The sequence below is a fragment of the Arthrobacter sp. zg-Y916 genome, assembly GCF_020907385.1.
GTDB lineage: Bacteria > Actinomycetota > Actinomycetes > Actinomycetales > Micrococcaceae > Arthrobacter_B > Arthrobacter_B caoxuetaonis.
The window spans coordinates 198581-225253 of the sequence record NZ_JAJJOD010000007.1; the positions used below are offsets into that span (position 1 = coordinate 198581).

General features: G+C 65.4%; 22 protein-coding genes, 1 tRNA gene and 1 pseudogene. 10 read left to right on the forward strand and 14 right to left on the reverse strand.

The features are described from left to right. Nucleotides 1-183: 183 nt before the first annotated feature. Both pcrA and LOC59_RS12890 read right to left on the reverse strand, forming a co-directional pair. Entirely contained in the window at nt 184-2697 is a 2514-nt protein-coding gene (gene pcrA / locus LOC59_RS12885; protein ID WP_227897575.1) for a DNA helicase PcrA, read from the reverse strand. Between the two features lie 80 nt (nt 2698-2777). Then, a complete protein-coding gene (locus LOC59_RS12890; protein ID WP_229972399.1) occupies nt 2778-3581 on the reverse strand; it encodes an inositol monophosphatase family protein in 804 nt (267 codons plus the stop codon). A 68-nt stretch (nt 3582-3649) separates the two neighbouring features. Here LOC59_RS12890 and LOC59_RS12895 point away from each other — a divergent pair, with 68 nt between their 5' ends. Then, nucleotides 3650-4294, forward strand: coding sequence for a hypothetical protein (locus LOC59_RS12895; protein ID WP_229972401.1), 645 nt, complete (start codon nt 3650-3652; stop codon nt 4292-4294). Nucleotides 4295-4312: 18 nt separating this feature from the next. Here the strand turns inward: LOC59_RS12895 and LOC59_RS12900 are convergent. Further along, nucleotides 4313-6280: pseudogene (locus tag LOC59_RS12900) on the reverse strand (MMPL family transporter); the annotation flags it as partial. 91 nt (nt 6281-6371) lie between these two features. Here LOC59_RS12900 and LOC59_RS12905 point away from each other — a divergent pair. Further along, entirely contained in the window at nt 6372-6884 is a 513-nt protein-coding gene (locus LOC59_RS12905; RefSeq protein ID WP_227897572.1) for a MarR family winged helix-turn-helix transcriptional regulator, read from the forward strand. A 32-nt stretch (nt 6885-6916) separates the two neighbouring features. Next, nucleotides 6917-6990, forward strand: a tRNA-Arg gene (locus LOC59_RS12910). 26 nt (nt 6991-7016) lie between these two features. Here the strand turns inward: LOC59_RS12910 and LOC59_RS12915 are convergent. From LOC59_RS12915 to LOC59_RS12925, 3 genes are all read right to left on the reverse strand, one after another. Then, nucleotides 7017-7925 carry a carbohydrate ABC transporter permease gene (locus LOC59_RS12915; RefSeq protein ID WP_229972403.1) on the reverse strand — a complete coding sequence of 303 codons (909 nt, stop codon included), beginning with the start codon at nt 7923-7925 and terminating at the stop codon, nt 7017-7019. Next, nucleotides 7926-8783 (reverse strand): carbohydrate ABC transporter permease, encoded by an 858-nt coding sequence (locus LOC59_RS12920; protein WP_227917443.1) that lies wholly within the window; start codon nt 8781-8783, stop codon nt 7926-7928. 206 nt (nt 8784-8989) lie between these two features. Continuing rightward, a complete protein-coding gene (locus LOC59_RS12925) occupies nt 8990-10222 on the reverse strand; it encodes an extracellular solute-binding protein (protein WP_227897569.1) in 1233 nt (410 codons plus the stop codon). Between the two features lie 306 nt (nt 10223-10528). On the opposite strand from LOC59_RS12925, the gene LOC59_RS12930 reads away from it, so the two are divergent. The 5 genes from LOC59_RS12930 to LOC59_RS12950 are packed head-to-tail and all read left to right on the forward strand — an operon-like array spanning nt 10529 to nt 15034. Next, nucleotides 10529-11458: an SIS domain-containing protein gene (locus LOC59_RS12930; RefSeq protein ID WP_227917444.1), complete on the forward strand. Its 930-nt coding sequence runs from the start codon at nt 10529-10531 to the stop codon at nt 11456-11458. An 8-nt stretch (nt 11459-11466) separates the two neighbouring features. Then, entirely contained in the window at nt 11467-12408 is a 942-nt protein-coding gene (locus LOC59_RS12935) for an ROK family protein (RefSeq protein ID WP_229972405.1), read from the forward strand. Further along, a complete protein-coding gene (locus tag LOC59_RS12940; RefSeq protein WP_229972407.1) occupies nt 12405-13382 on the forward strand; it encodes a 1-phosphofructokinase family hexose kinase in 978 nt (325 codons plus the stop codon). The genes LOC59_RS12935 and LOC59_RS12940 overlap by 4 nt, the downstream gene beginning before the upstream one ends. Further along, the gene (locus tag LOC59_RS12945) at nt 13379-14239 is read left to right on the forward strand and encodes a class II fructose-bisphosphate aldolase (RefSeq protein ID WP_229972409.1); all 861 of its coding nucleotides are present in this window, start codon (nt 13379-13381) and stop codon (nt 14237-14239) included. The genes LOC59_RS12940 and LOC59_RS12945 overlap by 4 nt, the downstream gene beginning before the upstream one ends. 6 nt (nt 14240-14245) lie before the next feature. Beyond that, complete coding sequence (locus LOC59_RS12950) at nt 14246-15034, forward strand: DeoR/GlpR family DNA-binding transcription regulator (protein WP_227897564.1); 789 nt, start codon at nt 14246-14248, stop codon at nt 15032-15034. Here the strand turns inward: LOC59_RS12950 and LOC59_RS12955 are convergent. Beyond that, on the reverse strand, nt 15031-16914 hold the full coding sequence (locus LOC59_RS12955; protein ID WP_227917448.1) for an ABC transporter ATP-binding protein: 1884 nt from the start codon (nt 16912-16914) through the stop codon (nt 15031-15033). The two genes, LOC59_RS12950 and LOC59_RS12955, sit on opposite strands and share 4 nt — an antisense overlap. Before the next feature lie 218 nt (nt 16915-17132). Between LOC59_RS12955 and LOC59_RS12960 the strand changes: the two genes are divergently transcribed. Then, nucleotides 17133-18803: an ATP-binding protein gene (locus LOC59_RS12960; RefSeq protein WP_229972411.1), complete on the forward strand. Its 1671-nt coding sequence runs from the start codon at nt 17133-17135 to the stop codon at nt 18801-18803. Here LOC59_RS12960 and fdhD read toward each other — a convergent pair. Continuing rightward, nucleotides 18800-19663: a formate dehydrogenase accessory sulfurtransferase FdhD gene (gene fdhD, locus LOC59_RS12965; RefSeq protein ID WP_229972414.1), complete on the reverse strand. Its 864-nt coding sequence runs from the start codon at nt 19661-19663 to the stop codon at nt 18800-18802. The genes LOC59_RS12960 and fdhD overlap by 4 nt on opposite strands. A gap of 75 nt (nt 19664-19738) precedes the next feature. Between fdhD and LOC59_RS12970 the strand changes: the two genes are divergently transcribed. Continuing rightward, nucleotides 19739-22090: an FdhF/YdeP family oxidoreductase gene (locus LOC59_RS12970; RefSeq protein WP_229972425.1), complete on the forward strand. Its 2352-nt coding sequence runs from the start codon at nt 19739-19741 to the stop codon at nt 22088-22090. Here LOC59_RS12970 and LOC59_RS12975 read toward each other — a convergent pair. The 6 genes from LOC59_RS12975 to LOC59_RS16685 form a co-directional block, all read right to left on the reverse strand. Then, nucleotides 22041-23333, reverse strand: a complete 1293-nt coding sequence (locus LOC59_RS12975) for a molybdopterin molybdotransferase MoeA (protein WP_227897559.1) — start codon at nt 23331-23333, stop codon at nt 22041-22043. The genes LOC59_RS12970 and LOC59_RS12975 overlap by 50 nt on opposite strands. Beyond that, nucleotides 23330-23611 (reverse strand): DUF6457 domain-containing protein, encoded by a 282-nt coding sequence (locus LOC59_RS12980; protein ID WP_227897558.1) that lies wholly within the window; start codon nt 23609-23611, stop codon nt 23330-23332. Before LOC59_RS12980 ends, LOC59_RS12975 begins: the two co-directional genes overlap by 4 nt. A 43-nt stretch (nt 23612-23654) precedes the next feature. Then, nucleotides 23655-24305 carry a molybdenum cofactor guanylyltransferase gene (mobA, locus tag LOC59_RS12985; RefSeq protein ID WP_229972429.1) on the reverse strand — a complete coding sequence of 217 codons (651 nt, stop codon included), beginning with the start codon at nt 24303-24305 and terminating at the stop codon, nt 23655-23657. Continuing rightward, nucleotides 24305-24802 carry an HNH endonuclease gene (locus tag LOC59_RS12990; RefSeq protein ID WP_227897556.1) on the reverse strand — a complete coding sequence of 166 codons (498 nt, stop codon included), beginning with the start codon at nt 24800-24802 and terminating at the stop codon, nt 24305-24307. The genes mobA and LOC59_RS12990 overlap by 1 nt, the downstream gene beginning before the upstream one ends. A gap of 255 nt (nt 24803-25057) precedes the next feature. Then, entirely contained in the window at nt 25058-25840 is a 783-nt protein-coding gene (locus LOC59_RS12995) for an NlpC/P60 family protein (RefSeq protein WP_229972431.1), read from the reverse strand. Nucleotides 25841-25876: 36 nt separating this feature from the next. Beyond that, nucleotides 25877-26671, reverse strand: a complete 795-nt coding sequence (locus LOC59_RS16685) for an NlpC/P60 family protein (protein WP_229972433.1) — start codon at nt 26669-26671, stop codon at nt 25877-25879. Nucleotides 26672-26673 lie beyond the last annotated feature (2 nt).

Below are 26673 nucleotides of genomic sequence, written 5' to 3' on the forward strand. Positions count from 1 at the left end.
GTCGAAGTAGGTTTACATATCGATCAGCTGATCGAGAAGCAGATGCGTGAAGCCGGGCTGCCCCATTGGCACTTTAGTCCCTTGGCGCCGAACGCGTTTCACAGACTACCGCTTTAGTGATGAAGCGCACAGTTCTATGGTTTGTAGAAATTGCGGTCTTTCGGTTATGGCCGTGCCTGTGTGCTAAAACTCCTTGGTCAGCGGCGCATAGCGCAGCAGCAGGCGTTTCTCGCCGGCGTCGAACTTCACCTTGGCAACGGTCTTGTCCCCTGCGCCTTCGACGGACAGGACCGTGCCGTGGCCAAAGGAGGTGTGGTTGACCTTGTCCCCCACCGTCACGGAAATGACTTCCTTCTGCGGCTGGACCCGGCCGATGGCCTTGGACACGGGGGCTGCAGCGATGCTGCCGCCGGTGGATGATGCCGCGCCGGCTCCCCAGTGCGATCCGCTGTAGCGGCTGGAGGTGATGCTGCCTCCGCCGCCCCACGCCGGCCGGTCCATGCCTTCGCGCTTCCACTCGATCAGTTCCGACGGCACCTCGGCCACGAACTGGCTCGCGGGGTTGTACTGGCTCTGCCCCCACATGCTCCGGACCTCGGACCGGGTGAGATAGAGCCGCTGCCGGGCGCGCGTGAGTCCTACATAGGCCAGCCGGCGTTCTTCGGCCAGCTCGGCCGGGTCCGTGGCCGAGCGCTGGTGCGGGAAGATTCCCTGCTCCATTCCGGTGAGGAACACCACCGGGAACTCCAGCCCTTTGGCGGTATGCAGCGTCATCAGGGTCACCACGCCCTGCCGGCGGGATTCCTCGACCGCCGCGGCTACTTCTTCCGCGGAGCCCTCCGGTGCGTCCGGGATCTGGTCAGCGTCAGCCACCAGGGACACCTGCTCCAGGAACTGCTCCAGCGTGCCTTCGGGGTTGTCGCGTTCAAACTCGCGCACGACGGCGACGAGTTCAGCCAGGTTCTCGACCCGGGATTCGTCCTGCGGGTCCGAGCTCTGCCTCAGCTGCGCCAGATAGCCGGTCTGCTCCAGGACGGCTTCCAGCGCTGCGGAAGCCCCGGAGCCGGACGCAACCTCGGCGAGGTCGTCGATGAGTTTCACGAAACCGTTGACCGAGTTCAGCGAGCGCGTTGCCAGGCCGGGAGCGTCCTCGGCCCGGCGCAGCGCCGTCATGAAGCTAATCCGTTCCCGCTCGGCCAGGGCCGCAATCGAATACTCGGCCCGGTCGCCAATGCCGCGCTTGGGCTCGTTCAGGATCCGGCGCAGGTTCACGACGTCGTCCTGGTTCGCCAGCACCCGCAGGTACGCCAGCGCGTCCTTGATTTCCTTACGCTCATAGAAACGGGTGCCGCCCACTACCTTGTAGGGCAGGCCCACCCGGACCAGCACGTCCTCGAGCGACCGTGACTGGGCGTTGGTGCGGTAGAAAATGGCGACGTCGCCCGGGCGCAGGTCTTCCTCATCCTGAAGCCGGTCGATTTCCTCGGCGATGAACCGGGCTTCCTCGTGTTCGTTCTCGCCGACGTAGCCCACGATCTTCGCGCCGTCGCCCTCCGCCGTCCACAGTTTCTTCTCCGGCCGGTTGGGGTTGCGGGAAATCACCGCATTCGCGGCGGAGAGGATGGTCTGGGTGGAACGGTAGTTCTGTTCCAGCAGGATGGTCCGGGCGGACGGGTAGTCCTTTTCGAAGTCCACGATGTTGCGCACGTCGGCGCCGCGGAAGGCGTAGATGGACTGGTCCGAGTCGCCGACGACGGTCAGTTCGGCCGGCGGAATGTCCAGCTGGTTATCCTCGCTGGGCACGCCTACCAGCTCACGCACCAGGGCGTACTGGGCATGGTTGGTGTCCTGGTACTCATCCACGAGGATGTGGCGGAAACGGCGCCGGTAGTACTCGGCGACGCCCGGGAAGGCACGGAACATGTAGACCGTCTGGGCAATCAGGTCATCGAAGTCCATGGCGTTGGCCTGGCGCATGCGCTGGGTGTATCCGGTGTACACCTGTGCAACGGCCTGCTCGAACGGATCGGAGTAATTGGCGCTGGAGGCATAGGACTCATCATCGATCAGTTCGTTCTTCAGCCCGGAGATCTTGTTCGCGATGGCCTTCGGGGCAAAACGCTTGGGATCCAGGTCCAGGCCCTTCGCCACCAGGGTGATCAGCCGGAGCGTGTCCGCGGAGTCATAGATGGAGAAGTTCGAATTCATGCCCACGGCTTTGGCCTCGCGGCGCAGGATCCGGACGCAGGAGGAGTGGAAGGTGGAGATCCACATGGTCTTGGCGACGCCGCCCACCAGGGATTCGATCCGCTCACGCATTTCCGCTGCGGCCTTGTTGGTGAAGGTAATCGCCAGGATCTGGCCGGGGTTCGAACGGCCCGTGGCCATCAGGTACGCGATCCGGTGGCTGAGCACGCGGGTCTTTCCGGAACCGGCTCCGGCCACGATCAGCAGCGGGGAGCCCGCGTGCTTCACTGCTTCTTCCTGCTGCGGGTTCAGGCCGCGGAGCAGGTCGGCTGCCCGTGCTTCATCCACGCCCCGCCCACCGCGGGCATGGCCCCCGGAAGCCTTTGGCGCTTCGGCAACGGCACCCGCTGCCTGGCCCTCAGTGTTCGGGGCGGCGTCATCCCCGGCAGCACCGGAGGCAGTCTTGGATTTGCCGGGCGTGGAAAAGTACGGATCAAAGAGATAGTCCATGGTGCGGTTAAGTCTAGGTCCTGGCCCTGACATTTTGCCGAAGGGCCGTGCTGGCCGGGGACAACCATCGCCGGCAGCGGTTATCCCTCAACGAGGAGCCGCTGCACGTCGCGGACGGCGGCTGCGGGACCGGCGACGTACCACCGGAAGCCGTTGACCTCGATCACCGCGGTGGCTCCTCCCGCCGCTTCCACGATGGCCTTGCCTGGAAGCCAGTCCCATTCCGGGCAGCTGTGCTGGAACCAGACACCGAGCCGCCCGGTGGCCACTGAACCAAGGTCGCATGAACCGGACCCCAGCATGCGGATGGTGGCCGCACCGGCAGCCGCCCTGGTCCAGGGACCGGCAACTTCGCTGCGCATGAGCCAAGTGGGGTGCAGGTAAGTTCCCGCGCTCAGGCGGTCCAGGCCGGCGTCGGGCAGGGCAGGCAGGGCGCCCCCGTTCAGGGTCGCTGCCCTCCCGGGCCCACCGAGCCAGAGCTTGTCCTCCTGCGGCTGGAACACTGCTCCAAGGAGGACACCGGGGTTGTCCACGGGCAGGTCCGTGTCCTCGTCGGCACGCAGCGCCAGGGCGGAGCACCAGTAGGGAGAACCCGAGAGGAAGTTGTAGGTCCCGTCCACCGGATCGATGACCCAGGTCCGGCCGGAGGTCCCCTGGTGGCTCGCACCCTCCTCCCCCACAATGCCGTCGTCCGGCCGCAGTCTTCGGAGCGTCTCAAGTATCAGCTTTTCGGCGGCATGGTCAGCCGCCGTGACGACGTCGGACACCGACGTCTTTTGCCTTCCGGTCAGCCCCTCTTCGCGCATCGCGAAGGCGAGGGCACCCGCCTCGCGGACCAGGGACGCGGCCAGGACGAAATCTTCTTCAGTGGCGAACGCGCTCATGGCCCCACCCTAGCGGGCCGCGCAAGGCCCCGCCGCCGTCCACAAGCCGCCTCCCCCATACTGTAGTTATGGGAAAAACTCCGGCACAGCGCGCAGCAAAGCACGGCGAGAAGGCTCTGACTCCTGTCCAGCGGGAAATGGCCGCCAACCAAACAACGCAGCGGACACCGCAGCAGGCCAGGAACAACGCCAATTTGATCCTGATCGCCGCGGCGGCCACCGCGCTGTTTATGTTTTGGTACTACCACCTTCTGGGGCTGAACCAGATGTCCCAGTTGTCGGGCGGGCTGGCCATGCCGGACTCATTGATCGGCGGGTACGACATGGAGTACCTGGCTGCCCTGCGCTCGGCAATGGATGCCGATGCGCTGGGCCAGCTCAGCTACCTGCACAAGACGGCGGGCACCATATTTCCCCTCATGTTCGGATTTGCCTGGCTGTTGATCATCGGCCTCAACACCCAGCGACGAACGCTGCGCTGGGTGCTGTGGGCCGCGCCGATCCTGTTCGTCATTGCGGATCTGTGGGAGAACGTCGCGATTGACAACGCCCTGGGGTCTGCGGAGCTAGCGGCCGGTGACGCCGGCCTGGCCAGCATCCTGACGGTTGCCCGCTGGGTCCTCCTCGGGCTCAGCCTGGTGGCGTCCGTGCTTGCCGTGTTTAGCTCCCGGACGGCTCGGCCACCAGAACTTGTCGCCGAGGACAAACACTAGGGCCGGCACAATCACGGTCCGCACGATCAGGGTGTCGAACAGGACACCGATGGCCACGGTAATACCCACCTGGGTCAGGGTGACCAGGGGCAGGACGCCCAGCACCACGAACACTGCGGCCAGCAGGATACCGGCGCTGGTGATCACGCCGCCGGTGGAGCGCAGAGCTGCCAGCATGCCCTTCTTGGTTCCCATGGTGCCGGCATTCTCTCGGGCCCGGGTGACCAGGAAGATGTTGTAGTCCACACCCAGCGCCACCAGGAACAGGAAGCTGTACAGCAGGGTCAGGGTGTCCAGGGCCGGGAAGCCCAGGACGTTCACGAACAGCAGCCAGCTCAGGCCGCTGGCGGCAAAGAAGGTGAGCAGCACCGAACCGACCAGCAGGAACGGCGCAACGAGGGACCGCAGCAGGACCAGCAGCACCAGGAACACCAGGATGATGACAAGTGAAACCACCAGGGTCACGTCGTGGGTGTTCGCATCCAGCTGGTCAACCCGCTCGGCTGCTTCGCCGCCAACCAGGGCTCCGTACTCCGGGGTCTCCGCGAGCTCAGCGCGCAGATCCCGAATGAAGTCGTTCGATTCCCCGGTTCCTGCTTCATAGGAATTGATCAGGTCAATCCGGGTCAGACCATCGTGCTCGTCGGTGATGGAGGCGCTGTCCACGCCGTCCAGGGAGCCGAGCTCCTCCGTTGCTGCCTCTGCCTCATCCGACTTCACCAGGACGATCACCGGGGAGGTGCTGCCCGCAGCGAATCCTTCGGACAGGGTCTCCGCAGCAGTTACGGCTTCGGGCTTGTCCGTGAACTGTTCGTTCTCGCTCAGGCCGATCTTGGCGCTGAAGAGGCCGCTGGCCATGACCAGGAGAACCACGACGGCGATGCCGGCGATCGTCTTCGGCCGGCGGGCCGTTGCGTCGCCGAGCTTGCCCCAGAACTTGCCTTCGCGTGCCGGGTCTCCGACCTTGGGCACAAACGGCCAAAACAGCTTCCGGCCCAGGAGCACCAGTGCAACCGGCAGCAGGATCAGGGCGCTCAGGATCGCGAAGACGATGCCCAATGCGGCGGAGAACCCGAGTCCGCGGTAGCTCATGGTGTCGGTGAAGAGCAGGGTCAGCAGTGCCAGGATGACGGTGCCGCCGGAGGCGATGATCGCTTCACAGGTGCGGGTGAGGGCCTTGCCCATGGCCGCGTAGACGCTGTCGTGAAGCCGGAGTTCTTCGCGGTAGCGGGCAATGAGGAGCAGCGCGTAGTTCGTGGCGGCACCAAACACCAGGACACTGGTGATGCCAACTGCGGACGGGTCGACTTGAATCCCGACCAGCGGGGCCAGCACGTCCACCATGCGCAGGGAGAGCTGTTCGATGGTGCCTACGACCGCCAGCGGGACGATCCACAGCCACGGTGAGCGGTAAGTGACGATCAGCAGCAGGGCAACGACTCCTGCGGTCACGGCAAGGAGCGTGAAGTTGGCTCCGGCGAAAACGCCGGCCAGGTCTGCGGTAAACGCAGCTCCGCCGGTCAGTTCCGCCTTGATTCCCTCCGGCGCCGCGCCGCTGACGGCCTCGCGCAGGTTGGCAACCTCTTCGCCCACGGCGTCGCCGTCGTCACTGGCTGCCTGCAGCGTGACCGGGATAATCGCGACTACGCCGTTTTCGGAGACCATCGGGGGAACCTGGGCGGGCGGTGCTTCGACGCCAGCGTCCGATGCTGCGGCACTGATGTCAGCGATGCCCGCAATGTCAGCCTCGCTCATTTCGCCGCCGTCTTCGCGCGAAACCACAATCAGCGCGGTGGACTGCTGCGCATCAGGGAATTCCTTGAGCAGCTCCTGCACCTGGGTGACCTGGTACTTATCGCTGAGCTGGCCCACGGTCGAGGACTCGTTTTCGGGGACCGGAATGGCAAAAAGCCCCACGATCACTACCAGGCCAAGGAACAGCGTGACCAACGCCGCCCTGGCCGAGCGAACTATCCCTGCATGCATTTCGGACTCCTGTTTGGGGGCTGGAAAAAGTAACTAGGGAACAAAGTATCTCTTATTTAGAGATACTTCAACATGGAGCTACTATGTACCCGTGGAGAGAAATGAGCTGAGGCTTGAGATCGTGAATGCCGTGCGGGGCTTGGGCCTGGACGGCCAGCTGGTCGCGGACGCTTTCGCCCACAGCCACGGTTTGAACTCCACCGACATGCGGGCACTGACCCTGATTATGGAAGCCGAAGTGCGGGGAGAACCGCTCACCGCGGGAAGGCTCAGCAGCCTGCTGGGAACATCCACCGGAGCCACGACTGCAGTGATCGACCGGCTGGAGCGGATCGGGCACATCCACCGGACCCGTTCGGAGCAGGACCGCCGCAAAGTGACGCTGCATTTCGAAGCCCTGGCCCGCCAGCTCGCCGGCGCCTACTTTGGCCCGCTGGGCCTGCTGACGAGCCAGGTCATGGACCGCTACAGCGAGGATGAGCTGGAAACCATCCACAGCTTCCTCAACGGCATGCGGCAGGCCTACTCCCAACATCTGCAGGCGCTGGAGGAGTCCGGCGGCGCGGCCGAGGCCGGCGCCGCATCAGCCGGGGAAAACAGGTAAGCTGTCTATCGCTGCCGGCACCCGGCAGCCACGCCTCCGTAGCTCAGTAGGATAGAGCGGCCCTCTCCTAAAGGGCAGGTCGTCGGTTCGATTCCGGCCGGGGGCACTTTTTTATGCCCCGCGGGCTCCCGGCTATTTGACGGCGCCGGCTGTCAGGCCACCGATGAGCCGTTTCTCAATGACTGCGAAGAGAATGATCACCGGGACGATCGCGACGATTGAGACTCCGAAGACGTACTGCCAGCTGGTGGAGTACTGGCCAATAAACTTCGTCAGTGCCACTGAGAGCGGCTGGTTCTCCGCCGTGGACATGATGACCAGGCTGGCGGCGAATTCGTTCCACGCCGACACGAAGGTAAAGATCACTGCGGTGACAATGCCGGGCCACACCAGCGGGAGGTTCACGGTGAAAAGCACCCGCAGCCGCCCTGCGCCGTCGATCTGTGCAGCCTCGTCGATTTCCTTGGGAATGGCGGCAAAGAAGCTGTGCATGATCCAGAGTGCGAAGCAGAGATTGAAGGCGGCGTTGATGAGGATCATGGCAAGCCACGTGTCGTTCAGGTCCAGCCACAGCATTTGCCGGAACAGCCCGGCGGTCAGGACAGCGGGCTGGAGCATCTGGGTGATGATCACCAGGAACAGGAAGGCCATCCGTCCCGGAAAGCGGAAGCGTGCCGTGTAATACGCGGCCGGGGTAGCCACCAGCAGCACCAGGATGGTCGAACACACGGCGATGATGACCGTAGACATCAAGTTAAAGGTCAGCGGCGTTTCAGGCGTGTCCCACATGGAGGCGTAGTTGCCGAACTGCAGTCCGTCCTGGGGAAAGTAGGCCGGGGGCACAGCGAGGATTTCGGACCGGGTCTTCAGCGAACCGACCAGCATGATCAGGTAAGGCGTCAGGAATACCAGCGCAATGACTGCCCCGATTGCAGAGCGCAGGCCCATGCGGCGCCGGCTGTTTTCGGCGGTGCTGTTGCCGCGTGTCCGGAGCTTCAGCGGTGCCGGGACGTGAACGGGAACGGGCGCGGTGGCGGCCATCTAGGCCTCCTTCATGGGCTTGACGACTTTGACGTACACCGCGACGATCACGAGCACCACGGCAAAATTGACCACGCTGAGCGCACTGGCAATGTCGAGCCGCCGCTCGAACTGGAGCACTTTGAAGATGTAGGTCATCAACGTGTCCGCGTTGTATCCGGGAATGGAACCCGTCATGATCCTCAGGATGGGCAGGTTGTTGAAGACGTTGATGATATTGATCAGCACCGAAACGGCCAGGGCACCGCGCAGCTGCGGCAGGACGACGCTGAAGAACGTCTTGGCGGGTCCAGCTCCGTCCATTTTCGCGGCTTCCAGTGTGTCGCCGGGGATAGCCTGGAATCCGGCAAGCAGGGTGTAGGTAGTGAACGGCAGGGACACAAAGACTCCCACGATGATCGCTGCCGCAAGGGCGGAGGCAACGTTCTTGGTGAAGCCGTAAGGGCTGTCCATCAGCCCGATGTCCACCATGAACTTGTTGATGATTCCGTAGTCCCGGTCCAGCCCGTAATAGAACACAGTGGTAGTCATGACGACGCTGGCGGCCCAAGGCACGACGACGGCCATGCGCACCAGTGTCCGGCCGGGAAACGGCTTGTTGAGGAAGTTCGCCAGGGCGAGCGAGATCAGCACCGTCAAGCTCACGACGACGACTACCCACACCACCGTATTGAGCAGGATGCGGGGAAGATTGGGATCGCTGAAGATCGTGGCGAAGTTTGCCAGGCCCACACCTTCGACGTTGGTGCCTGCCTGGCTGATCTTCCGCGTTGAGCTGTAGATCATGTAACCGGCGGGAAAGACCACCACGCCAAATATCAGCAGCAGCACCGGGCCTATCCAGGGAAGGGCTGCCAATATTTCCCGGGACCTCTGTGCCTTCGTCCGTGGTTTCGGTTTCGGCGGTTTCCGTCCCGGAACCGATGTCCGCGGCGTGGTCAGTATGCTCATGTCTGGCTACCGTTCTCGGGCTGAGGGGCCGGCCCCCGGCGTGCGGACCGGCCCCTGCTGCTGCATCTGTTCTGCTGTATCTGTGCTGCTGTATCCGTGCTGCTCTGTCCGGTCTAGGAAGCGTCTGCCTTGGACTGGATCTGCTCCAGGACCGTAGCCGCGTCCTGGTCTTCCAACTGGCCCATCAGGGACTTGAAGGCACCGTCGGTGGCATTCCAGGCCGGGTTCGTTGTCGGGTAGAACTTGGCGCTGGGCAGCATCTCGAGGAAGGGCTTCAGGGTTTCGTCCGACGCCATGGCCTCGGATCCGCTCTTCGTCGTGGGAAGGAAGCCCTCCGTCTGGACCCAGTTCACGTACTGGTCCTCGGCAAAGAAGAAGTCCATGAACGCGGTAATGGCCTCGGCCTTGGTGTCGTCGTTCTTGAACGCCATGAGACGGTCAGCGACGCCAAGGGTAGACGGCTCACCCGTGTTCGTCGGAACACTGGTGACACCGTAGTTGAGGTCAGGATTCGCTTCCTCAATCTGTCCCACAGTCTGCGGAAGGGCGTAGACCATGCCGATCTGGCCCTGTGCGAAGACGTTCAGCATGGGGGTGCGCTGGGTGGCTCCGGGGTCCGGCTGCGTGACGCCGTCGGTGATCATCTTCTTCATGAACTCCGCCGCTTCAACGTTTTCCGGGCTGTTGACGGTGATTTCCGATTCGTCGCCGAAGCCGCCGCCGTTGCCTGCGAACCAGATCAGGCTCTCACCCTGGGCTTCCTCGGACCCCAGCGGCATACCGTATCCGGGGGTTCCTGTCGCCGAGATCTTCTTCGCGGCCTCATGCAGCTCATCCCAGGAGGTGGGCGGAGCCTCGACGCCGGCTGCGTCGAACAGGTCCTGGTTGTAGAAGAGGGCACGTGCCGAAGCAATCAGCGGCAGACCATACTGTGTGCCGTCCAGCGCTTCATTCTCCGCGAACGATTCTTGGAAGTCGGCGATTGTCTCCTCGGAGGCAACATCCGCCGCGGGGTAGAGCAGTCCCTCTTCCGCGAAGGCGGAGAAAGCACCGCCGTTGTAAATGTCCGGCGCTTCCCCTGCCTGGATCTTGGTCTGCAGGACTGATTCAAGGTTCTCCCAGGACTCGACCTGGAGATTGATGTCGATGTCCTCGTTGGCCGCCTCGAATTCCTCGATGACACCCTCCCACAGGGCCTTGGTGCCGTCGGAATACGTGGGGACCAGCATGTTCAGGGTGGTGGCGCCGTCTTCGCTGTCCCCTCCCCCGCCGAAGCCGCAGGAGGAGACTGCCAGGGTGCCGGCGGCGACGGCCGCCATGAGGCCCAGGGGGAGTTTTCTCTTCATTGAATCCTCTTTCAAGTGATGGACCGGTAGGGCGCGTGATAAATCATGACTTTTTCTACCTGTTCACAATCACAAGCAAGCAAGCAGATGCCACATAATTTCCTGCCCAGTGCACAGAGTCAAGAGGTTGGAAAAAGTTTCATGACACCGAAACGTGCGGGCTTCGCGGCTTTGCGGGCGGAAACGGGCCACCAGCTAGGATGATTTTTTATGATTGCTGGACATCTAAAGCAATCAAGATGCACCATGAAGTAATCGCGCGCCCCGGGAGTGAGGCGCATCCTTCGAAAAGGAGCACAGCCCGAAATGCCCGAATCTGCGACCACAGCATCCGCCGCCACCCTTCCGGGGCAATGGATGCGCGAAGAACTCCAGTCCCAGCCCGGGATCTGGGAACGCGCGATCAGCCAGGCAGGCGGCGAGCAGCTGCTCCCGGGCAGCGGAGCGAGAGTGGCCGTGGTGGGGTGCGGCACCTCGTGGTTCATGGCACAGGCCTACGCCTCTGCGCGTGAGAGTGCCGGCCACGGAGTCACCGACGCTTTTGCCGCCTCTGAAGCCGCCGGCCTTACGGCACGGGGATACGACACCGTAGTTGCCATCACGCGCTCCGGGACCACCAGCGAAATCCTGGAACTCATGTCCAGCCTCCGCGGCACAGGAACACGGACGGTCCTCGTGCTGGGAGCAACGGGAACGCCTGCCGCCGAACTGGCCGATGCCGTCATTGCACTGCCGTACGCCGACGAAAGATCCGTTGTCCAAACCCGCTTCGCCACGGCAGCGCTTTGCTACCTGCTTTCCTCCCTCGGCTGGGATCTCTCGGACGCGGTCGCCGATGCCCGCGGGGTCTTGGAGGAAAGCACTCCCGCGCCCCTGCTGGAAGCCGGACAGTTTACTTTCCTGGGCCGGGGCTGGACCGTCGGCCTGGCCCACGAGGCGGCCCTCAAAATGCGGGAAGCAGCCCAGGAGTGGACGGAATCGTATCCCGCCATGGAATACCGCCACGGCCCGATTGCGATAGCTGCACCGGGGAGGGTCACCTGGCTCCTGGCTCCGGAGCCCGCTGGACTCGGCGATGACGTCCGTGCTGCGGGCGCGCGGTTCGAGGCCGAAGGCCGGCATCCGCTGGCCGAACTCGTCCGGGTCCACAAAGTCGCACTGGAAAGGGCACTGGCCGCTGGTTTGAACCCTGACAGTCCCCGCAACCTGACCCGCTCCGTCATCCTGGACGACTAGGACTCCAAATGCACCCCTTGGTTCCCCGGGACGGGAACGGACTCGTCCTCGCCCTCGATGTCGGCGGCACCGACATCAAGGTCGCCCTCCAGGACGGCTCGGGCACACTCCACGGCCTGAGACGGCTCTCCACGCCCCGCGACGCCCAGCGTCCAGGCGACGTCGTTGTCGAAGAGGTCGCCCGGCTTCTGGCGGATTACCAGGAGCAGGCAGGCAGTGTGCCCGTCCGATCCATCGGTTTGGTGGTTCCGGGCCTCGTGGATGAGGTATCCGGCGTCGGCATCCTCTCCACGAACCTCGGCTGGCGGAATTATCCCTTCTCCCGCAATGTCGAGGAGGCGACCGGACTGCCGGTGGCGTTCGGACACGACGTCGGCCTGGCCGGTGAAGCCGAGATGCGGCTCGGCGCCGGACGCGGACTGCGGGATGCCGTCGTCATGGTCATCGGCACCGGGATCGCCGGAGCCCTGTTCTGCGACGGCCGGCGCGTCCATGGCGGCGGGTTCGCCGGTGAAATCGGGCATGCCCCGGTGGCAGGCGGCATCCCCTGCGCGTGCGGCGCCTCGGGCTGCCTGGAAACTGTCGCTTCAGCAGGTGCCATTGCCCGCCGCTACACAGAGCTCACCGGCGTGCCTGTCTCCGGCGCCCGGGAGGTCCTGGCCGCGGCTGCTGCCGGGAACACCGACGCCGCCAGGATCTGGAACGAGGCGGTCGAGGCCCTCGCCGCTGTCGTCGCTTCGATAACCGCGGTGCTGGGCAGTGAAGCGGTCATCTTCGGCGGCGGACTGTCCCAGGCCGGCAGCGCATTGCTGGATCCGGTGGCACGGCTGGTTGATTCCCGCCTCTCCTTCCACCGCCGTCCCCGGCTGCTCAGCTCCGTCCTTGGACAGGATGCCGGCCTGACGGGGGCCGCGCTGCGCGCCCGGGACCTGCTGGCGGCAACCGCATGAACCAGGTTCCCGGCACGGTCCTCACCCTGACCCCGAACCCCGCTCTCGACGAGACGTACGCCGTTCCCGCCCTGATACCGGGAAGCACCCACCGCGTGCAGCCTCCGCTGGCCCGGGCCGGAGGCAAAGGCATCAACGCGGCCCGCGTGGCACACCAGCTCGGTTACCGGGCGCTGGCGGTCGCTCCCTCCGGCGGTCCGGCGGGGAAAATATTCCGAGCCGAACTGGCTTCTTCCGGCCTGCCCCACGTGCTCGTGGACACCGCAGCACCCACTAGGCGAAGCATGGCCTTCGTTGATGAGGGGAGCGGGCTGACGAGCATCTTCAACGAAACAGGATTCCCGCTTTCGCCGGGGGAAGGGGAGCACCTGCTGGGAGCTGTCGAAGCCGAACTCCCCCATGCAGGCTGCCTGGTTGGTGCGGGCAGCCTCCCGCCGCAGGCTCCCCCCGATTTTTTCGCCCGGCTGGTCCGGCTCGGCAACGCGTCCGGGCTGCCGTGCATCATTGACACCTCCGGCCCCGCACTCCTGGAGGCCGCGGCCGCGGGCGCCTTCCTGCTCAAACCCAACCGCGAGGAATTGGCGGAGGCAACCAGGCAGGCTGGCGTCCCCGCAGGCGCGGCAGCGCTCCTGCGGGCCGGAGCCCGGAACGTCCTGGTCAGCGCGGGCGCTGAGGGAATGTGGCTTTTTACCGCGGAGGAGACGGGCGCTTTCTACACTGCATCACTGGGCCGCAGCCTGCCGGGAAATCCCACCGGAGCCGGGGACGCCGCCGTCGCGGCGGTTGCCGTCCAGCTGGCCGCCGGCAACGTTAATCCGGCGACCTGGCTGCGGGCCGCGACGGCCTGGTCCGCAGCCGCTGTTCTCATGCCGGCTGCCGGCGAAATATCTCCCCGCTATGCCTCCTTCGCGGACGAAGTGCAGGTACATCGGGTTACCCGGGGCGCAGCCCTGACACAGGAGGAAAACGCATGAGCCTCACACCTACCCGCACGCTGGTGCAGGACGCAGCTGCGACCGGAACCGGCATAGGCGCCTTCAACGTCCTGCACCTTGAAACAGCCGAGGCGATCGTCATGGGTGCGGAGGAAGCAGGCCTGCCGGTCATCCTGCAGATCTCGGAAAACTGCTCCGCGTACCACGGGGCCCTGGAACCGCTGGCTTTGGCCTGCAGGTCCGTGGCATCCGCTGCCTCCGTCCCCGTGGCACTGCATCTAGACCATGCCGAGGACGAAGCACTGGTGCACAGCGCGCTCGAGCTGGGATTCGGCTCCGTCATGTTCGACGCTTCGCGCCTGCCGTACAGCGAGAACGTTGCCGCAACAGCACGAGTGGTGAAGCATGCCGAGGCAGCAGGCGTCTTCGTGGAGGCGGAACTCGGGGAGATTGGAGGCAAGGACGGCGCACACGCCCCCGGAATCCGCACCGACCCGTTCGAAGCCGTGGACTTTGTCCTGTCAACGGGAGTCGATGCCCTGGCGGTCGCCGTCGGGTCCTCCCATGCCATGACCGATCGGTCAGCCGCCCTGGATCTGGACCTGATTGCCGAGCTGCGCAGGAGCCTGGACGTTCCGCTGGTCCTGCACGGATCCTCCGGTGTGAGCGACGCCATGCTGGTCGCGGCCATTCGGGCGGGGATGACTAAGATAAATGTTTCCACCCATTTGAACAGCTTCTTCACCCGTGCAGTCCGCGGGGCGCTCGAACAGAACCCGTCTCTGGTGGATTCACGGAAGTACCTCCGCGCGGGCCGGGAGGCTCTGGCACCGGAGGCAGGCCGGTTGCTGACGCTCTTCTCGCTCCATGGGTGCCACTGCCCCGGCGAAGACTAGGAACCCATGGAAAAGACAGAGCGGCTGAACGCAATCCTCGATCTGCTCGCCGCGCAGGGCCAGGTCCTGGTGGAGGACATCGTCTCGCAGCTGGAGGTTTCTCCCGCCACGGCACGCCGGGATCTTGATGCCCTCGCCGCGCAGCGGCTGCTCACCCGTACCAGGGGCGGTGCCAGGATGGACGCGGTTGCCTACGACCTTCCCTCCCGGTACGCGCGCGACGACCAGGCCGCCCAGAAACAGGCAATCGCCCAGGCTGCCAGCGCCCTGGTGCCCAAGGGCGCAGTGATCGGACTCTGCGGCGGTACCACAAGCACGGCGATCGCCCACGCGCTCGGCATGCGCCGGGACCTCATGGAAACCTCCAGCAAGCCGACACTGACGGTTGTCACCAACGCCATTAACATCGCTGCCCAATTGGTCGTCAGGCCGAATATCCGCGTCATGGTGACCGGCGGCGTCGTCAATCCGCGTTCCTATGAGCTGGTGGGACCGTACACGGACACCATCCTGCAGCGGGTGGCGCTGGACCTGGCATTTGTCGGGGTGAACGGCCTGGACCCGGAGGTGGGCCCGACCATCAATGACGAAGCCGAAGCCGCCGTGAATGCGCTGATGTCCCGGCGTGCCTCCCAGACCTACGTAGTGGCCGATTCGTCCAAGATCGGTGCCCGCAGCTTCGCGACGCTCAGCGGCTTCAATTTCAGCAACCTGATTACGGACTCAGGGATTACTGCAGAGGAAAAAGCCGCCTTCGAAGCCGCAGGCACAAAGGTGATCGTCGCCGGCGCCTAGTCAGCCACGGACGCCGGCTCGCCGGTCGCGAACTGGGTGTTGTGCAGTTCGGCGTAGCGGCCCCGGGCCGCCAGCAGTTCCGCGTGCGTGCCCTGCTCGACAATCCGCCCGTCCTCCACCACCAGGATTCGGTCCGCGTTGCGGATCGTGGAGAGGCGGTGCGCAATCACGACGGCGGTACGACCTTCGAGCGCTTCGGTAAGGGCTGCCTGGACCGCTGCCTCAGAAGTGGAGTCCAGTGCGGCGGTCGCTTCATCGAGGATGACGACGCGCGGCTGGGCCAGCAGGAGCCGGGCGATGGTCATTCGCTGGCGTTCTCCGCCGGAGAGCCGGTAGCCCCGCTCCCCGACCATGGTCTCCAGCCCGTCCGGCAGCGACCGGATCAGGTCTTCGAGCCGCGCCCGGCGCAGGGCATCCCAGATCTCTTCTTCGGAGGCTTCGGGGTTCGCCAGCAGCAGGTTGGAACGGATCGTCTCGTGGAACAGGTGCCCGTCCTGCGTCACCATGCCAAGCGCCGAACGCATGCCTTCAAAGCTGAGGTCGCGGACATCGGTGCCGGAGAAACGGACAGCCCCTGAATCGACGTCGTACAGGCGGGAGAGCAGCTGCGCGATCGTTGACTTGCCGGCGCCGGAGCTGCCTACCAGTGCCACCGTCTGGCCGGGCTCCACCCTGAACGACACTCCGTGGAGCACGTCTTCTCCTCCGCGGCTGTCCAGGACCGCCACGTCTTCCAGGGAGGCCAGGGAGACTTTGTCCGCCGTGGGGTAGGCGAATCTCACGTTGTCGAACTCCACGCCCAGCGGTCCGGCGGGAACCGGAGCGGTCTTTTCCTTCTCCCGGATCAGCGGCTTGAGGTCCAGGATCTCGAATACGCGTTCAAAGCTGACGACGGCGCTCATGATTTCCACCCGGGCATTCGCCAGCGAGGTCAGCGGTGCGTACAGCCGTGTCAGCAGCAGGGCCAGGGTCACGACGTCGCCCGTGTTCAGGGTGCCGGTCAGGGCAAAGTAGCCGCCCAACCCGTACACCAGGGCCAGTGCGAGCGCGGAAACCAAGGTCAGTGCCGTCACGAAGATGGACTGCATCATGGCTGTCTTCACGCCAATGTCCCGGACCCGTGCAGCACGGACGGCGAATTCCGTGGATTCCGCCTCGGGCCGGCCGAAGAGCTTCACCAGGGTGGCGCCGGGAGCGGAGAACCGCTCGGTCATCTGGGTGCCCATGGAGGCGTTGTGGTTGGCGGCCTCGCGCCGGAGCGCGGCAAGCCGTCCGCCCATCCGCCGCGCCGGCACCAGGAACACCGGGAGCAGGAGCATGGCCAGCACGGTCACCTGCCAGGACGTATTGAGCATGACAATCAGTGTCAGGACCAGTGCGACGACGTTGCTCACCACACCGGAGAGCGTTCCGCTGAAAGCCTGCTGGGCGCCGATGACGTCATTGTTCAGGCGGCTGACCAGCGCGCCCGTGCGGGTCCGGGTGAAGAAGGCGATCGGCATGCGCTGGACGTGGTCAAAGACGGCGGTCCGCAGGTCCAGGATGACCTGCTCGCCGATCCGGGAGGAGAACCAGCGGGTGGCAAGGGAAACCCCCGCATCCGCGATTGCCACCACGGCGATCAGCGCCGCCAGCCAGATGACGGTCTCCACGGAGGTCTGGGCCACGAGGGCGTTCACCACCTCACCGGCAAGGACCGGCGTGGCTACGGCGAGGAACGCTCCCAGCGTGGACAGCGCCAGGAAGCCGATCAGCTGCCTGCGGTAAGGGGCTGCGAACCCGAGAATACGCTTCAGCGTCTCGCGGGAAATCTTCTTGTCTGTGCCTTTGGCCGTGGAGATCTTATACAGAGAACTCCACGCAGCACCTTCCATGCTCATGCGTCTAACTTCCTTACTTGGCGGCACCTACCAGCTTAAGCGACGGAGTCCCTGTGCCTGCCGTTCATAACCGCCGCCGCTTCCGCGTCATTCCCGGGCGCGGCAGCAGCCGGAGGGGACACAGGTAACGATGTGTCCTGCACCACGGGATAGGCCCGGCGCTGGGATACACTCAAACCGCCCGCACACAGCCGGGAACACAGAGTGAAAGGGCCGCTATGCCCACGGCGCCGACCCACGAGGGGCTGTCTACCGACAGCCCCGGCGATGACCTGCCGGCGCTGGTTGCCGTCAGCGACACAGCACTGCGCAGTGCAGTGGAAGAAGCGCTTTCATTCGCCCGGCTGCGTCCGGTGTCCTCCGGCAGTGTCCCGGACGCTCCGCTTCCCGTGCTCGCCGTCGTCGACACGGCCACGGTGGAGGCCGCAGGGCCGGACCTGCGCAGCTGGCTGCTCCCCGGTGCCGACGGCTCCGGTCCCCCTGTCATCCTCATCACTACGGGTGAGCTCCTTGATGTGGAGGACATGGTGCGGCGCGGCATCACGGACTTTGTGCTGAGCCCGCTGGCCGGCAATGAGCTGTCCTACCGCGCGGCGCTGATCCGGGCCGAGTCCCTGGCCGTGCGCCGCCGCCGGGAGGTGAACAACCTGCTGCGCGGCAAGGCGCGTGTCATTTCCGCTGCTGTCCGCGCCACGAACGACCCCCATGTCATGGCCGACGCCGTTGTCTCCGGCCTGGGCGGCGTATTCGGTGCCGACCACGTCGCCCTGACAACCTTCCCCGATGAACGGGTGCCGGAGCTGCTGACCTCCTGGAGCCGGCCCGGAACCCGTGCCGCGATCCCGGCCCCCGACCCGGGCCAGGCCATCGAAGTAGCGGAAATGCTGTGGGAAAACGGCCGGGTGCTGGCCGCGCGGGACCACTGGGATCCTGAATGCGACACGCACCCGATCCTGCACCCGGCTCCTCGCGAGGCCGGGCTGCGCACCTCGGTGATCGTGCCCCTGGGCCACGGGGACCGGCCGTTCGGCATCATCTGGCTGGCGGGAGAAAACACGGAGCGGGTCTGGACTCCCACGGAGCTTTCACTGATCCAGCACGTCAGCGGCAACCTCGCCCACGGACTGGTGCAGGGCCACCTGATTACGGCCCAGCGCACCGTCCTGGCCCGCCAGCGCGAGCTGGACCGGGAGAAAACCGACTTCGTGGCCACGATCAACCATGAACTGCGCACGCCCCTGACATCCATCACCGGATACTTGGATCTCATCCTCGACGGGTCAGGCGGCGGGATCTCGCCCGAAATTGCGCAGATGCTCGAAATCGTCGGCCGCAACGCCAGCCGCCTGAACCACCTGATCGGCGACCTGCTGACCATTTCCCGCTCAGACGCCGAGGAACCCCGGATGGACGTGGAGGAGCTGATCCTGAGCGAACTCCTGGATCAGGTCATCGCCTCCCTGACCCCCGCTGCTGCAAGCCGGAATATCGGCCTCACGCTGCAGGAGACGGATTCGGCGTTCCGTCTGGACGGCGACCGCGAACAGCTTGAACGGGTCTTCAGCAACCTGGTTTCCAACGCGGTGAAGTTCACGCCGCCCGGCGGGTCGGTCAATGTGGAGGCCTGCCGCGTTCCCGTTACGGACGGCAAAGCTCCTATGCTGCGCATCTGTGTCCGGGATACCGGTATCGGCATCCCCGCTGAAGACCTGCCCAGGCTCTTCGGACGGTTCTTCCGCGCGTCGAACGCCACAGCTGCAGCCATCCCCGGTACCGGACTGGGCCTGGCGATCGTCCAGGACATCGTGCACCAGCACGGCGGTACGCTCACCATTGACTCCGCCGTGGGCGAGGGCACCTGCGTCGAAGTACTGCTGCCCAGCGGCTAGGAACCCGCCCCGGTGCCCGCGGCGACCTCTGCCCGCGCTTCGATCCGTTCCGGGAAGCAGTAGCAGTTCAGCGAACTGCCGCGGCTGAACCCCACAAGCGTCATGCCGGCATCACGCGCCAGTTCCACTGACAGTGAGGACGGCGCCGAGACCGCCGCCAGGACCGGAATACCTGCCAGCTGGGCTTTCTGAACAAGTTCAAAAGAGGCCCGGCCCGAGACCTGGAGAACCGTGCCGCGCAGCGGCAGCAGGCCGTTGCGGAGCGCCCAGCCCACCACCTTGTCGACGGCGTTGTGCCTGCCAACGTCCTCGCGGAGGCACAGCAGTTCTCCCTCGGCCGTGAAGAGTCCGGCCGCGTGCACTCCGCCGGTCTTGTCGAAGAGCGCCTGGCTCCCGCGGAGCCTGTCCGGCAGCGACGCCAGCACGTCCAGGGGTACCCGCACGCCGTCGTCGGCGACATCGAAATGGGAGGACTTTCGCACTGCTTCAATGGAGGCCGTACCGCAGATGCCGCAGGAGCTGGAGGTGTAGACATGGCGTTCCATGCCCGTGTCCGGCAGCGCCGTACCGGGGCGCAGCTGCACGTCCACGACGTTGAATGTCTGCTGGCCTTCCTCGTCGACGCCGGCGCAGTACCGCATCGATATGAGCTGGCCGGCTTCCCAAATCACGCCTTCGGAGACGAGGAAGCCCGCCACCAGGTCAAAGTCATCGCCCGGCGTCCGCATGGTCACCGTGAAGGATCGGCCCTGGAAGCGGATCTCGAGCGGTTCCTCGCCGGCCAGTACGTCGTCGCGCTTGCTGGCCGTCCCGTCGATGCGGAACCTTGTAATTCGGGCACGCCGTGAAACCCGTCCCATCCCATCGCTCCTCAATAAGTCTTAGACTGGCCTCACTTCAGACTAGGTGAATTCTTACATGAGGACGTGGTGGCTGTGCCAAGCAAGGCTCCGAAGAACGGAATCGACGAATCCGAACTGCGGGTGGGTGAACCCAAGACCCATGCCGTCGGCCTTCCGGCCGTCATCAATTCCCTGCGTATTTCCTTCGACCAGATGGGTGCGCTCCGCAGCGCGCAGACCCTCATGAACGTCAACCAGAAGAAGGGCTTTGACTGCCCCGGCTGCGCCTGGCCTGAAGGAGACAAGCGGCATGCCGCAGAGTTCTGCGAGAACGGGGCCAAGGCCGTAGCCGAAGAAGCCACGAAGCGCCGGGTTCCGCCGGAGTTCTTCGCTGAGCACTCCGTGGCCGAGATGCTGGAGATGGACGACTACTGGCTGGGCCAGCAGGGCCGGCTCACTGACCCCATGGTGCTCGAGGCCGGTGACACCCATTACCGCCCCATCAGCTGGGACGCTGCCTATGACCTGATCGTCGAGGAACTCGGCGCCATGGATTCCCCCGACCAGGCAGTGTTCTATACCTCGGGACGGACATCCAACGAGGCCGCGTTCCTCTACCAGCTCATGGTCCGGGGCATCGGAACCAATAACCTGCCCGACTGCTCGAACATGTGCCATGAATCCTCCGGCTCGGCGCTGACCGAAACCCTGGGCGTGGGAAAGGGCACCGTCAGCCTGGACGATGTGCAGGGCTCGGACCTGATCATCGTGGCCGGCCAGAATCCCGGCACCAACCACCCCCGGATGCTGACCGCCCTGGAACGGGCCAAGAAGAACGGCGCGACCATCATCGCGGTGAATCCCCTGCCGGAAGCGGGACTGCTGCGTTTCGACAACCCGCAGACGGCGTCGGGCATCCTCGGCACCAAGTTCGGCGGCGGAACCCAGCTCGCCGACGACTTCCTCCAGATTCGTCTGGGCGGGGACCAGGCGCTCTTCCAGGGACTCGGCAAATACCTGCTCGAGCAGGAGGAAGAGCACGGGAACGTGTTCGACCATGCCTTCATCAAGTCCTACACAGACGGGCTGGACGCCTACCTTGCCGAACTCCGCCGGACCAGCTGGGATGAAATCTGCTTTGCCAGCGGCCTGACCCGCGCACAGATCGAAGCCACCGGCGCCCGCCTGACCGCATCGAAATCCACCGTGGTGTGCTGGGCCATGGGCCTGACGCAGCACAAGCATTCCGTACCGATGCTGCGCGACATCGTTAACGTCCTGCTGCTCCAGGGCAACGTCGGCCGTCCGGGAGCCGGAGTGTGCCCGGTGCGCGGACATTCCAACGTCCAGGGTGACCGAACCATGGGAATCTTCGAGCGCATGCCGGAAGTTTTCCACGACCGGCTCGACGACGAATTCGGATTCCAGTCCCCGCGCCGCCACGGCTTCGACACCGTCAACGCGATCCGTGCCATGCGGGATTCGAAGGTCCGCGTGTTCATGGCCATGGGCGGCAACTTCATCCGCGCGACCCCGGATTCCCTGGTCACGGAGGATGCCCTGCGCAACACGGCGCTGACGGTCCAGGTCTCCACCAAGCTGAACAAGTCGCACCTGGTCCATGGCACCAGGGCCCTCATCCTTCCGGCCCTGGGCCGTACCGACCGCGACACGCAGGCCAGCGGGGACCAGCGGGTCACTGTGGAAGACTCGATGAGCGCCGTCCACGCATCCCAGGGGCGGCTGGACCCGCCCGGCCCGCAGGTCCGCTCCGAGGTTGCGATCGTCAGCGAACTCGCGGAACGGCTTTTCACCGGGACCAAAGCGCCCTTCCGGAACAACGCCCCGCAGCTGGACTGGCTGGCTGCCCGTGCGGACTACTCCGTGATCCGCCGCCACATCGAGAACGTCATTCCCGGGTTCGAGGGCTTCGAGTCCAAGATCAAGCGGGGCGGCGGAGGTTTTGTGCTTCCCAACGGCCCCCGTGACGGCAGGAAGTTTGCCACGGCGACGGGCAAGGCCCGATTCACGGCGAATGAACTGCAGTACCCCAAGGTGCCCGAGGGCCGCCTCATCCTGCAGACCCTGCGTGCGCACGACCAGTACAACACCACGGTGTATGCCAAGGATGACCGTTACCGGGGCATTTACGGCGGGCGGAGGGTCGTCTTCGTCAATGCCGCCGATCTGGCGGCGGCCGGACTCAAGGACGGTGACCTGGTGGACATGGTCTCGGAGTACGAGGATGGGGTGGAGCGGCGCGCCGAGAGCTTCCGTGCGGTCGCCTACAACACCCCTGTGGGCTGTGCCGCCGCGTACTACCCGGAGGCCAATGTGCTGGTGCCGCTGGACTCGGTTGCTGACGTCAGCGGCACCCCCACATCGAAATCGGTGATTATCCGGTTGGAGCCTGCTTCACCGGCCACGGCAGCGGCAGCGCAGTAATACTCTGGTCGGGGCTGCAGCCGCCTTCGGGTACCACCATCACGGCGTCAGCGTCGGCCAGTCCCCGCAGCATGCCTGAGCGGTAGTACTGCGAGGGCATGGCACGCCCGTCCTGGATGCGGCACGGCACCAGGCGGGTCTTGCCCGGCATCGGGTCGATGCTGACCCCTGCCAGCACATGGCGCTCCGGTGCCGCCGCTGCGCCGCGAAGCCCGTCAAGCAGCGGCTCCAGGACCGTGAACACCGCCATCATCGCGGCCAGGGGGTTGCCCGGCAGGGCAACCACAAACCGGCCGTCGGGAAGGCGTGCCAGCAGGGTGGGGTGGCCCGGACGCATCGCGATGCCGTCTATCAGCAGCTCTGCGTCGACGGACTCCAGCGCGCGGCGCAAATGGTCCGCCTCTGATGTTCCCGTGCCGCCGGTGGTCACCAGCACATCGCCGGAGGACATCGCCAGGGACGCTTCGTCCACAGCATCGGTGCTCAGCGCCGCGACGACGTCCTCCAGCCGGTCCGGAAGCCGCCGCACGGCATCAATCCTGCCGCCGAGCATTTCCACCAGCTGCGGAAGCTGGGGGCCGAAGGTGTCCCGCACCTGACCGGAGTCCGGCAGGCCGAACTCGATGACTTCGTCCCCGGTGAACAGCAGCGAAACCCGTGGGGCCCGCAGCACTGGCAGCGTGTCATGGCCGCAGACCGCAGCCAGCGCGATGTGGGCCGGGTTCAGCACCGTCCCCGCGGGGATCGTGGTTTCTTCTGCTGCTGCTTCCTCCCCCGCCGGGCGGATGTGTTCACCGGGCCGCGGTTCGTCAGCCCGGGCAGAAGGCCCCGGAACGATGGTCTGGGGATCCCCGGGACGCAGCACCCCGTTTTCGGAACGCAGCACCGCTTCTCCTCCGGCCGGAATCAGTCCACCTGTCAGGATCGGCACGGCCTGTCCCCGCTGCAGCGGACGGCGGCCCGATTCGCGGTGGATCTGCCAGCGCTCATGTTCGGGCTCTTCGGCCGTCACAAGCGTCCACGGCGGTGCTCCGGCCACGGCCCAGCCATCCATGGCGGACGACGGGTAGTGCGGCACGGGCTGGAGGGCAACGGCGTCGGAGGCAAGTGTCTGGCCAAGTGCTTCAGCCAGCGGGACCGTCTCAAACGGCAGCGGCCGGGCCGCGGCGTGGGAAGCCCGCCGTGCCTGTTCCCAGGAAGTGTTCGGCTGCAGCGGCAGAATGAGGGGTGCGGCGCCGTTCACTTCTGCTCCTGCGTCCCTGCGGCGTCGCATTCACGCTGGGCTGCCCGGATAGCTGCCCGCATGGCGAGTGCCTCATCAGCCTGCCCGCTTCCCGCAGCCAGGCCGGCTGCCAGCCCGGCGACGAAGGTGGTGAGCGGTGCAGCAGGCCGCACGACGTTGTGTGCTGCTGCTGCGGCCAAGTCGAGGACCGCGTCGATGTCCACCTCTGTGCCTTCGAGCTCCAAGGACTGCAGCAGGCGCTGCGTCCAAGCTTCAAGTTGCTGCTGCTGGGTTCCCATAGTGGCTCCTTTGTCCGTCGCGTAGCACCGGAAGCAGCAGGTTTCAGGCGGTGCGGTTACCCGGGCTGATGCCCCATCTTCCGGCATCCTCCCAGGTGTCCACGTCCGCGGTACTTCCCGCTGGAACGGCGACCTCTCTCCACTGCACCCTAGCAAGCAGGCTGAACATTGACAGATTCTCCAGTCCCTCCGGACGCGCTGCCACGCAGCGCCGCAGCTCGGCGCTCCGGTACAGCGCCGCCAGCGGTTGCGCCTTGCCCCTTGCATCGACTGCCATGAGGGAGGTTCGGGGATCCCGGGCGGCTTCAGTGAGCAGGGCGGGAACTGCACGGGCCACGCCGGGCATGTCGCAGGCCAGCACCAGTATCCATTCCGGCGCAGGGCGGCCGCGGGCAGCGGACCGCTGGTCAAGCACCGTGAGGGCGGCGCCGACTGCCGCGGCCGGGCCTGCGAACGGAGGATCCTCACGGACCCGAACGCAGTTATCCCCGTGCCTAAGCAGCATTGATTCCAGCCGGTCAGGTCCGGCGACGGCTATTTCGCGGGCTCCGGCAGCGGCGTCGAGGGTGATTTCAAGCAGGCTGTTTTCCCCGAGGACCAGCTCCGCCTTGGGCACACCCCCCAATCGGGAGGAGCGTCCGCCGGCCAGGACGACGGCGTCATAGGCAGGCGGGGGCGGTTCCGGCAGTGCCACTAGGCTGCCGTATCGCCGAGGAAGGGATTCCACTGGGCTGCGGGCTGCTCCAGCTCACGGATCTGCCACCGGGCACCCCTGGGTGGCCGGGGAGTAAAGCGCAGTTTCCATCCGAGCTGGTTCAACGTCTTGTCCCCTTTGTGGTTGTTGCATCTCAGGCAGCAGGCCACAAGATTCTCCCAGCTGTCTTCTCCCCCGCGGGACTTCGGCACAACGTGATCAACGGTAGAGGCCTGCTTACCGCAATACGCGCAGGAGTGCCCGTCCCTTCTCAGGACACCCCGCCGCGTGGCGACCGTTCCCTCGCGGTAGGGAATGTTCACGTAGCGGTTGAGGAGAATCACTGAGGGGCGTCCGAAGACGTCCGTGGGGCCGACCACCGGATCGCCGCTTTCTGCAAGCACGCTCGCTTTGCCGGTGAGCACCAGCACCAGCGCGCGCTTGAAAGTTACGACAGCCAGCGGTTCGTAGCCGGCATTCAGAACCAAGGTTCGCATGCACGTTCCTCTTCGCCTGCCCGCCGGTGCAGGCGGAGAAGCAGCCCCACCTTTACACCGCGGTACTTCGAATCTTGATTGCAAGAGTAAGCCGCGGGAGGCAATCGCGCCATTTAAGGGGAAGGAAAGGCAAGGAATCGGCGGAGTGCCGAGCGGCCGCGCCTATAGCCGGGCAGAACCAGCAAAGGACCTTCCCGAGGGGGAAGGTCCTTTGCCGGACTGTGTCAAAAGGTACTGCTAGGTCAAAAGGTACTGCTAGCCGCCAACGCGGATGTAGACGCCGCCCGAGCCGAGCTCTGCCGGGGCAACCACTGTCTGGTTTCCGAAGAAGCCGCCGTGGATGGCCTGACCGTTGCCGACGTAAACAGCAATGTGAGCCAGGCCCATGCCGCCGTCGGCGTAGTAGATCAGGTCGCCCGGAAGCGCCTCAGCTGCACCCACCGTGCGGCCGAGGGAAAGGTAGCCGGCCGGCCACCCGTGGTAGTTGATGCCTGCAGCTGCCAGGGCGTTCGTTGCCAGCATGGTGCAGTCCTGCATCACGCCCAGCTGTGCGTAGGCAGCGGCCGCGATGGTCGCGCCGACACCGGAGGCAACTGCGGGAGCCGCCTGGGCGGGTGCAGCAGCAGCTGTACCGGTGCCCTGGGCCTGCGCTGAGGGAGCGATGACCTCCTGCGACTGCACCGAGATGTCGGCGGTTTCGGCGGTTTCGGCGATTTCTGCTTCCACAACAGACTGCTCGGCAGCAATAACGCCGGGTACCTGTGCGAGCTTCAGCTCCAGGCCTGCTGCATCAGCAGGGACCTGAAGAGGGATGGAGGAGAGATCCAGCTTGCTGGTCTGCACGTCACGGGAGGTCTCCGCACCGGCAGCGTTTGCTGCGACGCCGGTGGTCAGTACCAGGCCCGAGGCTGCTGCGATGACAGCGGCCTGGCGGCCCATCGTGCCGGCGTTGGTGCTGACTGCGCCGGCCAGGGCGGTGAGGGTGCTGGTGCGCTGGACAGGAGCCCGGTGGCGCGCGCGCTCAGTTGTCGAGGTCATGGAAGGTGTTTCTCCGTAGTTTCAGGCAACCGCGCGTCAGCTGACGCGGACGAAGCTTGCGCCGGGAAGGTCGGACAGGGAGTGCAGGCCGGTGTTCATGCCGTTCAGGCCACCGGAGATGACCTGGCCGTTGCCGACGTAGATGGCTACGTGGCCGCCGGTGATTACCAGGTCGCCTGCCTGCGGAGTGCCAACCACGGCACCGAAAGCGAAGAACTGTGAGGGACCGAGGTCGCCGACGGACTTGCCGACCGAGCGCAGTGCCTTCTCGACCATGGCGGTGCAGTCCTGTGCCACGCCGATCTGCGAGTAGGCAGAAGCTACCAGTCCGGCTGCAACGCCGCTGGCGCTAACCTCGGCCGCCGGAGTGGAAGACGCCGTGGTGAGGCCGGTGGAAGCCTGTGCTGCGGCTGCGGGAGCGGCTGCGGCCTGCTGGGCTGCATAGGCTTCCTGCTGGGCGGCGAGTGCCGCTGCGGCTTCTTCGGCTGCCGCGAGCTCGGCTGCCGCAATTTCGGCGCGGATTTCGGCACCGGAAAGCGAGCCGGCAAGGGGCTCAACCGGAAGTTCGAAAGGTGCCTGCTCGGAGACCGTGACGGTCCCGTTGGAGGTCACAACGTTGAGGGGGGTGGATTCCAGTGCCTGGCGGTCAGTGGAGACCGGTGCGGCCTGCGCCGGCATACCTGCGGCCAGGACGAGGCCGGAAGCTGCGACGACGACGGCGGCCTGACGGCCGACAGATCCTGCGTTGGCGGTTACGGCTTTGGAAAGCGCCGTAAGCGGGCTGGTTTGGACTGCGGGCGCACGGTGGCGTCCGGACGTGTTTGATGACACAG

Bases quoted from the DNA above. Each gene is read 5' to 3' on its own strand.
- pcrA (WP_227897575.1), bottom strand. From the start codon at position 2,697: ATGGACTATCTCTTTGATCCGTACTTTTCCACGCCCGGCAAATCCAAG.
- LOC59_RS12890 (WP_229972399.1), bottom strand. From the start codon at position 3,581: ATGAGCGCGTTCGCCACTGAAGAAGATTTCGTCCTGGCCGCGTCCCTG.
- LOC59_RS12895 (WP_229972401.1), top strand. From the start codon at position 3,650: ATGGGAAAAACTCCGGCACAGCGCGCAGCAAAGCACGGCGAGAAGGCT.
- LOC59_RS12915 (WP_229972403.1), bottom strand. From the start codon at position 7,925: ATGGCCGCCACCGCGCCCGTTCCCGTTCACGTCCCGGCACCGCTGAAG.
- LOC59_RS12925 (WP_227897569.1), bottom strand. From the start codon at position 10,222: ATGAAGAGAAAACTCCCCCTGGGCCTCATGGCGGCCGTCGCCGCCGGC.
- LOC59_RS12930 (WP_227917444.1), top strand. From the start codon at position 10,529: ATGCCCGAATCTGCGACCACAGCATCCGCCGCCACCCTTCCGGGGCAA.
- LOC59_RS12935 (WP_229972405.1), top strand. From the start codon at position 11,467: ATGCACCCCTTGGTTCCCCGGGACGGGAACGGACTCGTCCTCGCCCTC.
- LOC59_RS12940 (WP_229972407.1), top strand. From the start codon at position 12,405: ATGAACCAGGTTCCCGGCACGGTCCTCACCCTGACCCCGAACCCCGCT.
- LOC59_RS12945 (WP_229972409.1), top strand. From the start codon at position 13,379: ATGAGCCTCACACCTACCCGCACGCTGGTGCAGGACGCAGCTGCGACC.
- LOC59_RS12950 (WP_227897564.1), top strand. From the start codon at position 14,246: ATGGAAAAGACAGAGCGGCTGAACGCAATCCTCGATCTGCTCGCCGCG.
- LOC59_RS12955 (WP_227917448.1), bottom strand. From the start codon at position 16,914: ATGAGCATGGAAGGTGCTGCGTGGAGTTCTCTGTATAAGATCTCCACG.
- LOC59_RS12960 (WP_229972411.1), top strand. From the start codon at position 17,133: ATGCCCACGGCGCCGACCCACGAGGGGCTGTCTACCGACAGCCCCGGC.
- fdhD (WP_229972414.1), bottom strand. From the start codon at position 19,663: ATGGGACGGGTTTCACGGCGTGCCCGAATTACAAGGTTCCGCATCGAC.
- LOC59_RS12980 (WP_227897558.1), bottom strand. From the start codon at position 23,611: ATGGGAACCCAGCAGCAGCAACTTGAAGCTTGGACGCAGCGCCTGCTG.
- LOC59_RS12990 (WP_227897556.1), bottom strand. From the start codon at position 24,802: ATGCGAACCTTGGTTCTGAATGCCGGCTACGAACCGCTGGCTGTCGTA.
- LOC59_RS12995 (WP_229972431.1), bottom strand. From the start codon at position 25,840: ATGACCTCGACAACTGAGCGCGCGCGCCACCGGGCTCCTGTCCAGCGC.